Raw genomic sequence first — 9,180 nt, forward strand, 5'->3', positions numbered from 1 at the left:
TCGCCTCTCTTCGCTACGGTTTGCCACAACGTTCATGTTGCAAAGGGTTATCGTCTTCATCATTCAGGCCGCCCACCCGTCCGGTGTACGCCCAAAGGTCTCGCGCACATACTCATATTGCGGCGCCAGTTTTTGCCGCGTCCGCACCCTGAGTTCGTCAGGCATGCTGACATCGATCCCACGATTTGCGATTGGAAGATCACGATCAAAGGGCGAAATGCTCAAGAATTCGTATAGAGTGTTCTTGTGCGCTTCGTCGTTGCTGAACATCTCTTCGAAAAAGAAAACAGCCAGCTTGTCAGCTTCGATCACCGCATTCAATTCCATGAGAGTGCGCGCGTAGTTGCTGCGCAACGCAAATGCTTGATCCTCGTCCCCGAGGAGTTTTTCAAGATTCTGACACGCACCTTCGAGTACCAAGTCGGGATCTGAAATCCCGTCCCGCACCCGCGCCAAGTGACGTGCGTTTGACCAAGCGCGCTCTACCGGATCGCGCATTATGAAAATGAAGCGGACATCAGTGTGCAAATCGCGCATCTGAGCATAGACGTTTCGATCTTTTGTTGAGTAGCCTGGGGAAAAATCTGCGACGACCTGCCCCGGCTGTGCCCCATCGAAAAGATAGTCGCGAAACGCGTCGGCATCACCATCAACGATCAATTCCCGCGCAGCTATAGTGTCCTTGAGCCGTTTCCGAAGTTGCGGACGTGGTTGCGTGGCCACATTCAATTCGGACGAAATCCGAGCAATCCTTCGATCAAAATATGTCCGTGCGCCGGGCGCTTTTCTGTTCCGCGCAAAGAATCCTAATTCTTTAACGCCCCGGAAATGACAGTCTGGATGGTGCCGCAGATGGCCGAACAAACTCGTTGTTCCTGCCTTGTGCGCCCCGATGCAGAAGAGAACCACAGGCTCCGCAACTTGGGGCGCGGTTTCAGTCATCGGGCGTTCATTTAGCATGACATGGGCCCTGTCGGTTCTTGTCGCCCACAGCACCGGTGGCGCAGCTCTGCAACGCAGCTGTCGGCTTGGAATGTGCAGACATCAACGCTTTTCCAATTCTTGCAGCTTCATTGCCATCACCCAAAGCAGCACAATAGTGCCCACCGGCAGGATGCAGAACAGCGCCCAGTACTGGTTGATCCCGAAATGGGGCAGCAGCTTGAACATCGGGATGATGCTTGCCGCGGCAATAAGCAACCACCAGATCATCTCCACTACTTCGCCTCCGCTTCTTTTTCATCGCCAGGAAGAATGTATTCGGCCCCTTCCCATGGCGACATGAAGTCGAACTGGCGGTATTCCTGAACGAGGCTGACGGGCTCATAAACCACGCGCTTTTCCGCCTCGTCATACCGAACTTCGGTATAGCCGGTGGTCGGGAAATCCTTGCGCAGCGGATAACCACGGAAGCCATAGTCGGTCAGGATACGCCGCAGGTCCGGATGGCCCGAGAACAGGATGCCGAACATGTCGAACACTTCGCGTTCAAACCAGTTGGCCGAGGGGTGGATGTCCACAAGAGACGGAACGATCTGATCCTCGCGGATCGACACGCGCAGGCGGATGCGATGGTTCTGGTACATCGACAGGAAATGGTAGACGACGTCGAACCGCTTGGCCCGGCCCGGGTAGTCCACGCCGGTGATGTCCACCAGGGACGAGAAGCGGCAGGTGCTGTCGGATGTGATGAACTCGACAAAACCGGTCAGGCTGGCGGGCGCAACATCCACATTCAGCTCACCATGGGTCACATCCCAGGCCAGCACGCAATCGGGGCGCTTGGCTTCTAGGTACGTGCCAAGTTCGGTCATTGCTTCGGACATGAAGCCTCCTTAGCGGACGATGGTGCCGGTGCGGCGGATTTTGCGTTGCAGCTGCAGGATGCCGTAAAGCAGAGCTTCAGCCGTGGGTGGGCAGCCGGGGACGTAGACGTCGACCGGCACGATGCGGTCACAGCCGCGCACCACGGAGTAGCTGTAGTGGTAGTAGCCGCCGCCATTGGCGCAAGAGCCCATGGAGATCACGTAGCGCGGCTCGGGCATTTGATCGTAGACCTTGCGCAGCGCTGGGGCCATCTTGTTTGTCAGCGTACCCGCCACGATCATCAGGTCGGACTGACGCGGGGAAGCGCGGGGCGCGGTGCCAAACCGCTCGAGGTCATAGCGTGGCATAGAGGTGTGCATCATCTCGACCGCGCAGCAGGCGAGGCCAAAGGTCATCCAGTGCAGAGAGCCGGTGCGCGCCCAGTTGATGATATCGTCGGTCGATGTGAGCAGAAACCCCTTGTCCTGCAACTCGGCATTCAGGGCTTGGGTCGCGTGGTCCTTGTCGCCGCCTGCATAGGCGGGACCAGCCGTGTCGGTCATTGCCATTCCAGCGCCCCCTTCTTCCACTCATATGCAAAGCCGATGGTCAGAACGCCCAGGAACACCATCATGGACCAGAAACCGACCATGCTCACATCCTTGAACGCTACGGCCCAGGGGAAGAGGAAGGCTATTTCGAGGTCGAAGATGATGAACAGGATCGAAACCAGGTAGAACCGCACGTCGAACTTCATGCGCGCATCGTCGAATGCGTTGAATCCGCACTCGTAAGCCGACACTTTTTCAGGGTCCGGGTTGCGTACAGCAAGGACCACAGCGGCGAGGATAAGGACAAGTCCGAGGCCAATGGCGACGGCCAGAAATACGAGAATGGGGAGATACTCCCGCAACATCTCTTCCACGTTGGGCTCCTTTTCTTGGCGCGAGCGTGTGTGCGCCAGGTCAAGTGGCAAGATTGACTGGACATGGGTTTACGCCCGCCGTTCGGCAGCGTCAATAAAGTCAGGTGCCGGAAGTCACGGAAATCGTCGGGTGATTTCGCCGCAGTATCCTCAATTCAGTGTTTTGGTCGCGTCGGTCCTGCTCCACTCTGCTAGCGTCAAACCCGCCTTCGGCGCATAAAGCTGAACGTGTAGTGCATGAGTAGGCCGCCCCGGCGCATCGATCGACACCGCACCGGAGCGCGCGCCATCACTTGCCAGCCGCTGCGCCAAATGCGGTAACGCCAACAATTCCTGATATGTCAGTTCCAAATCCGCACGAAGAGCGGCATTTGCAAAGACCAGTTCACCTGCATCATTGTGCACCGTAATTGCCTTGCCACTGGTCTCCGCAAGTGTTGTCAAAATCGCGTCATTCTCCGCCAACGCATCGCTAAGTGCTTTTTGCTCGTACCGCAGAACAAGGCGTTCAATCTTGCTTCCAACCAGGTCGGCAATCGCCTCAAGATATGACAGCTCTGCATTGTTCCAGATACGCGGTGCGGATGACACTGCGCATAATGCACCCACCGGCTCACCCTCGTTCAACCGCACGGGTACACCCAGATATGCGCCGATATTCATTTCGGACACCACCGGGGCATAGCGCCAACAACTGTGATTGCGGACATCGACAATGCGCAGGGGCATCCCTGCCTGCATGGTATATGTGCAAATCGTGTCCCGGGCTGAAAGAGCGCGTTCTTCGGCAGCATGTACGGCGCCCGAGCGCCCAAGAGCGGAAAGCCCATCATCCTTCTGGACGCTGATGAGGCTCAAATCGCAATTCAACTTGACCTTTACCGACTGCGCAAGTGTGTCAAATTCTGACAAACTGCTGAAATCGAATGCAATTCCCGCCAATAGCTTATTCCGTCCACACTTCACCCAGCCCAGCATAGCGCAGTGCGCCCGAGCTAAAATATCAAAAAGTTGATGCAGGGCAAATAATAGCCAGACGGGTGGCTTCGTCCCAAGGACTTCGTATGCGAATGAGATAGTCACGCATACCGCAATGGCGTTCCGGTCATTCGGTCACATAAGCAGGATATCTGAGCTACCACTGGCGCGCCGCAAGTCTTGCCTCCCCTTAAGTTCCGGGTCGGCGATCCACGCCTCGGCACGGATGCGATCGGGAAACCGTAAGATAGCAAGCACATCAGGTATGACCGGTGCACCTTGATGACATGGTGGCCATGCTGGGCGCGTTACGGGCCGATCTCGGCGCAGCGCGCGTGCCTTGTGTCCTGGATGCTTCCGACCCCAGTCTCGTGCGCCTCCTCGGCCTGCCGCCTATGCCCTACCCGCTCATCTGGGTACTGACCCACGCGGATCTGCACACTGTGCCACGCATAGCTGCCTTTACCGAGTTTATCTCAATCGCCCTGCGCAAAAAGCGTTCAGTCTTCGCGGGTGGGGAAGACGGCTAGGACTGCACCCATGCTGCCTTGCGCTTGGCAAAAAAGGCGTCGATGCCTTCCGCGGCCTCGTCCGTCTCCCAGCGCGTTTTGAGCGCGGCAATCGACATGGCAATGGTTTCGTCATCAATCCGGGAGCCAAATGTACGGGCCAATGCCTTGGCCGCAGCGACAGCGCCGGGTGCGCAACTCAGATATGGCGTGACTTCACACTCCACCGCCCGCGTCAGGTCACCTGCCGGAACAGCCTTGGCCAAGAGGCCCAGTTCCACAGCCTCTGAAGCATCAAAAAGCCGCGAAGACATGAACACACGACGGGCACGTCCTTCGCCCATCCGGGCAACGACGTACGGCCCAATTGTTGCGGGGATAATGCCAAGTCGAGTTTCGGTCAGGCCCATTTTGATGTGATCGGCCGCGATCACCACATCGCAGACAGACGCCATCCCAACCCCGCCTCCAAAGGCGTTGCCATGCAAGGTGCCGATCAAGGGTTTTGGCATCGTGTTCAACGCATGCAGCATATGGGCCAGCTTGCCCGCTTCCTGTGCCCGGGTTTCCGCATCCGATTGCATCTGGTCACGCATCCATCCCAGGTCTCCCCCGGCGCAAAAGGTCTTGCCTGCTGCGGCAAGAACAACAACCCGGACAGCGTCATCCGTGCCAAGAGCCTGGGCAGCTTCATGCAACTCGGCAATCATCGCAGCATTCATCGCGTTGTGTTTTTCAGCGCGGTCCAACAGCAATGTGGCGACGCCGCGCGCGTCGACAGTGATCGAAATAGTGTCCGTCACAAGGTTGCTCCTAGCCTGCGTTCGGCCTGCGCATCGACCGAGCCAGCTGTGCCGCTTCTTCTATTACGGTTTGATCAAGCCCGGTTTCGTACCCCAACCGCGCCAGATGCGCCGCAACAGCTTCGGTAGCAACGTTGCCCGCCGCGCCGGGCGCAAAAGGGCATCCACCCAGACCGCCCACGGCCGCATCAAAAACCCGAACACCAAGCGAAAGCGACGCATCGATATTGTCCAGCGCGCGCCCACTTGTATCATGAAAATGCCCGGCCAGACGCCCAACCGGCACAACGTCACGCACTGCGAGTAGCATGCGTGCGATTTCATCCGGGGTACCGCGTCCGATGGTGTCGCCAAGGCTGATTTCATAACAGCCCATTGCGAACAGACGATCCGCAACACGGGCCACGGCTTCGGGTTCAACGGCGCCATCGTAAGGGCATTCTACTACGCAAGACACGTAGCCACGCACGGGCAGATCCATGGCGCGGGCCGCATCGATAACCGGGGCAAAGCGGTCCAGCGCTTCATCGATGCTGGCATTGATGTTGGCACGTGAGAAGCCTTCGCTCGCCGAGCCGAAAACCGCGATCTCGTTGGCGCCAGCCGCACGTGCATCTTCAAAGCCACGTATGTTTGGTGTCAACGCAGCATAGCGGATACCGGGTGCACGGGTGATACCTGCCAGAACCTCGGCACTGCCCGCCATCTGTGGCACCCACTTGGGGCTGACAAAGCTCGTGCATTCGATCCGCCGAAAGCCTGCTGCACTCAGTTTATCGACAAGGGCGATCTTGTCGGCAACGGAGATTTCTCCCGCTTCATTCTGAAGACCGTCGCGCGGCCCAACTTCGTAGATTTCAACCGCGTCCATTCACGCCTCCCAAGCTGGATAAAAGTCCTGATTATAGAGTCGGCCCGCCTCATCCGGCAAACTCGCCCGGAACGCCGGTCGTTCCGTGATCCTCTCGAACCACCGGCCAAGCTCGGGATGATCGCCGAAGGTGCGAAAGTGACGGGCCATGTAGACAGCCTGTCCGACTGAAACATCAGCAGCCGAAAAGCCCGAGGTCAGAAGATAATCACGGTTCTCAACCGGTGTGGACAACCGTGCCTCTATTGCGTCATAGCACTTTCTGACCCGTGCTGATTCAAGCTTCATCACGGTTGGACTGCGCATGCTGTCATCGTATATCGCCACGTGCTGCTGCGTCAGGGCTGCAGTATGCTGGCTGACCGTTTCGGCGAAATGCACCCAAACCAGCCATTCCATACGGCCCGGTGTACCGGCACTGCGGCCCAGGCCATCCGGGCTGAAACGTTCACACAAGTATTCTGTGATTGCGCCGGTTTCGAACATCCGCTCTCCGTCAATCTCAAGCGCGGGCACCCGGCCCGCCGGGCTTAGGCTGAGGAATTCCGGCGCGCGCAGGGACTTGTCGAAAGGGTGAATCTGTACCTGAAACTCAACGCCAATCTCGTTGAGTAGCCAAAGGGTGCGCATCGACCGGGTCTGTGGGCAGTGATGCAAGGTGATCACGTTTGATCCTCCAAACGCACAAGCGCAGCACCTGCCACGACCTGATCACCCTCGGCCGCAAGCACCTCGGCCACCGTGCCATCGCGCGCGGCCAGCAGAGCATGTTCCATCTTCATGGCTTCCAGGATCGCCAGCCTGTCGCCTTCGGCCACTATCGCACCAGGCATGGCGAACACGGCCTTGACCAGACCCGGCATTGGAGCTTCGACCAGGTTGCCATCGCCTGTCGCTTTGGCATCCACGTTCAGCGGATCGACAACTCTAAATGAAATGCCATAGTCGTCAAACACTGTGGCGACGCCCCCGGCAACATGGACATCCGGGGCAAGGTGACCGGCGATGATCCACTGGCCTTGCCGCCGCTCGGCCAAAACATCAGTTTCATCAAGATACCAACGCTGCACATCTGTGCCCAAGACCTCAACACGGCATTCCAGCACATGCTCTCCCCGCATCAATGGTACCGATCGGCACAAGGGCTGCCACAGAGCAAAGCCCGCATCCGGCGCGGCTTCGTTCAAACCGGACACAGTCATCGCAGCCGCAATGGTATGGCGTGGCAGAGCCTCTATCCGCCGCGTCAGCGCATCAATGTCGCGGGCAATCAGGCCGGTATCAACCTCGCCTGCGGCGAAACCTGCATGCCCAGCCAAAGCGCCAAGGAAAGCAAGGTTGGTCACCGTGCCAGCCACCTCCGTCTGTGACAGGGCTTGTGACAAACGCTTCAACGCAACATCGCGCGTCGGACCATGCACGATGACCTTGGCAATCATCGGATCGTAATGTGGGCTGATCTCGTCCCCTGCTCGCACGCCACTGTCGGCGCGGGCCATTTGAGGAAAGCTGAGATGTGTCAACGTGCCGGTTGCGGGCAAGAAACCGGCAGGCACGTCTTCGGCATACAGCCGTGCCTCAAAGGCGTGACCTGAAATCGATAGTTCGTCCTGCGCCGCAGGCAAAGGCTCACCCGCTGCCACGCGCAGTTGCCATTCGACAAGGTCCACACCTGTGATCGCCTCAGTGACCGGGTGTTCCACTTGCAGACGCGTGTTCATCTCCATGAAAAAGAAACCATCGGAACGGAGCGGGCCAGAGCCGTCGACGATAAACTCTACCGTCCCAGCCCCCTTGTAACCGATGGCCTCAGCGGCACGAACGGCGGCTGCCCCCATCGTCGCACGCATTTCTTCCGTCATTCCAGGGGCGGGTGCCTCTTCAATGACCTTTTGGTGGCGGCGTTGCAGGGAGCAGTCCCTTTCGAATAGGTGCACCGCGTGGATGCCGTCGCCAAACACCTGCACCTCTATATGGCGGGGCTGGGTCACGAATTTTTCGACCAGCACATCCGGGTTGCCAAAGGCCGTCTGCGCTTCGCTTCGCGCACTCGCAAGGGCATCGGCAAAGCCGCCAGCTTCATCGACCAGCCGCATCCCCTTGCCGCCGCCGCCCGCAACAGCCTTGATCAGGACAGGATATCCCATCTTGTCCGCTTCGGACGCCAGCAAGTCATCTGACTGATCCGCGCCGTGATAACCCGGCACAACGGGCACCCCGGCCTCGACCATCAAGGCCTTGGCCGCGTCCTTGAGCCCCATGGCCCGGATCGCTGGCGCCGATGGCCCGATAAAGGTCAGGCCTGCCGCTTCGACCGCTTCTACGAAGTCCGGGTTTTCGGAGAGGAAGCCATAGCCGGGATGGATGGCTTGCGCGCCGGTGTTCAGCGCAGCTTGGATAATGGCATCGCCTTTGAGGTAACTGTCAGCAGGTGCCGCACCACCGATAGGCATAGCCACGTCTGCCATTTGCACATGCTTAGCCGATGCGTCGGCCTCAGAATAGACCGCCACACAACTCAAACCCATGGTCTGAGCGGTTTCGATGACCCGGCATGCAATCTCGCCCCGGTTGGCGATAAGGATCGTGTCAAACATTTACCACCAAGCTCCCGAAGCGCCATCATTTAAGTGTTGGCGCACATATCCTGGCAGTGGCCACGCGTCATATTCCAATTGCGCGCGCTTGCCGCGCCCGCCATCCCGGTAAGCATGATCGTATAGTTCCTCATGCAAACGAATGTGGATGTTCTCCAATGCCACATCCACCTTTGATTGAGTGGCTTCGATGCTTTCTTCCAACTTCGACGTGTCCGACTTCCCAGAGAGCCAGCTCTTGGGAAGAATTTGCGACAGAACTTTGGTTCCTGCTGATGTCGCCACCAGCAGGACGAGGTTGGCCAGGAACGCTGACAGGTTTGCGCCGCGCAACTCCATGAACGTGCCAGACAGGAAGCCGAACCAACCTCTTGGTTTTACATCGCGGTCAGCCAGCTGCGCGCGTGCAATGTCAAATTCACGTGCGAAGCTTTCGCGGAATTGGCGAGCAAACAACGACCGCCGGAAATCCGCACGCCCTGACCAGACAGTCAAAGCAGGCCGGACAAACACACCGGCGCGGGTCTGTTCAACAAACTGCTCGAAGTCGAATATAAAGAAATAGTCCTCTGAATCGAGCGAGTTGTGGATCACGTAGACTGGCAATTTCACCTCGCGTCCAAGCGTTGGTATGTTGATCTGCGGCAACGCGTTCTTAATCCTGCTGGCAATGTCACTGGGTTTGATCATA

General features: G+C 58.2%; 12 protein-coding genes. 1 reads left to right on the forward strand and 11 read right to left on the reverse strand.

Annotated elements, in window-relative coordinates; all coding sequences use genetic code 11:
• Nucleotides 1–63 precede the first annotated feature (63 nt).
• From Q1A75_RS01300 to Q1A75_RS01325, 6 genes are all read right to left on the reverse strand, one after another.
• A complete protein-coding gene (locus Q1A75_RS01300; protein WP_366142156.1) occupies nucleotides 64–960 on the reverse strand; it encodes a sulfotransferase in 897 nt (298 codons plus the stop codon).
• 84 nt (nucleotides 961–1,044) lie between these two features.
• Complete coding sequence (locus tag Q1A75_RS01305) at nucleotides 1,045–1,212, reverse strand: hypothetical protein (RefSeq protein WP_299549899.1); 168 nt, start codon at nucleotides 1,210–1,212, stop codon at nucleotides 1,045–1,047.
• A gap of 5 nt (nucleotides 1,213–1,217) precedes the next feature.
• Complete coding sequence (locus Q1A75_RS01310) at nucleotides 1,218–1,826, reverse strand: NADH-quinone oxidoreductase subunit C (RefSeq protein ID WP_299549773.1); 609 nt, start codon at nucleotides 1,824–1,826, stop codon at nucleotides 1,218–1,220.
• A gap of 9 nt (nucleotides 1,827–1,835) precedes the next feature.
• Nucleotides 1,836–2,369 (reverse strand): NADH-quinone oxidoreductase subunit B, encoded by a 534-nt coding sequence (locus Q1A75_RS01315; protein WP_189369990.1) that lies wholly within the window; start codon nucleotides 2,367–2,369, stop codon nucleotides 1,836–1,838.
• Nucleotides 2,366–2,731, reverse strand: a complete 366-nt coding sequence (locus Q1A75_RS01320) for an NADH-quinone oxidoreductase subunit A (RefSeq protein WP_299549776.1) — start codon at nucleotides 2,729–2,731, stop codon at nucleotides 2,366–2,368. Before Q1A75_RS01320 ends, Q1A75_RS01315 begins: the two co-directional genes overlap by 4 nt.
• Before the next feature lie 150 nt (nucleotides 2,732–2,881).
• Nucleotides 2,882–3,709 (reverse strand): GAF domain-containing protein, encoded by an 828-nt coding sequence (locus tag Q1A75_RS01325; RefSeq protein WP_299549779.1) that lies wholly within the window; start codon nucleotides 3,707–3,709, stop codon nucleotides 2,882–2,884.
• Between the two features lie 272 nt (nucleotides 3,710–3,981).
• Between Q1A75_RS01325 and Q1A75_RS01330 the strand changes: the two genes are divergently transcribed.
• On the forward strand, nucleotides 3,982–4,239 hold the full coding sequence (locus Q1A75_RS01330; protein WP_299549782.1) for a hypothetical protein: 258 nt from the start codon (nucleotides 3,982–3,984) through the stop codon (nucleotides 4,237–4,239).
• On the opposite strand, the gene Q1A75_RS01335 is transcribed toward Q1A75_RS01330, so the two are convergent.
• From Q1A75_RS01335 to Q1A75_RS01355, 5 genes are read right to left on the reverse strand one after another with little or no spacing between them, the layout of a single operon-like run.
• Nucleotides 4,236–5,021 (reverse strand): crotonase/enoyl-CoA hydratase family protein, encoded by a 786-nt coding sequence (locus Q1A75_RS01335; RefSeq protein WP_299549785.1) that lies wholly within the window; start codon nucleotides 5,019–5,021, stop codon nucleotides 4,236–4,238. The genes Q1A75_RS01330 and Q1A75_RS01335 overlap by 4 nt on opposite strands.
• A 10-nt stretch (nucleotides 5,022–5,031) precedes the next feature.
• Nucleotides 5,032–5,892 carry a hydroxymethylglutaryl-CoA lyase gene (locus Q1A75_RS01340; RefSeq protein ID WP_299549788.1) on the reverse strand — a complete coding sequence of 287 codons (861 nt, stop codon included), beginning with the start codon at nucleotides 5,890–5,892 and terminating at the stop codon, nucleotides 5,032–5,034.
• On the reverse strand, nucleotides 5,893–6,558 hold the full coding sequence (locus Q1A75_RS01345) for a glutathione S-transferase family protein (RefSeq protein WP_299549791.1): 666 nt from the start codon (nucleotides 6,556–6,558) through the stop codon (nucleotides 5,893–5,895).
• Nucleotides 6,555–8,489, reverse strand: a complete 1,935-nt coding sequence (locus tag Q1A75_RS01350) for a biotin carboxylase N-terminal domain-containing protein (RefSeq protein WP_299549794.1) — start codon at nucleotides 8,487–8,489, stop codon at nucleotides 6,555–6,557. The genes Q1A75_RS01345 and Q1A75_RS01350 overlap by 4 nt, the downstream gene beginning before the upstream one ends.
• Entirely contained in the window at nucleotides 8,490–9,179 is a 690-nt protein-coding gene (locus tag Q1A75_RS01355; protein ID WP_299549797.1) for a hypothetical protein, read from the reverse strand. It lies immediately after the preceding gene.
• Between the last annotated feature and the right edge of the window lies 1 nt (nucleotide 9,180).

The sequence above is a fragment of the uncultured Tateyamaria sp. genome, assembly GCF_947504105.1.
GTDB lineage: Bacteria > Pseudomonadota > Alphaproteobacteria > Rhodobacterales > Rhodobacteraceae > Tateyamaria.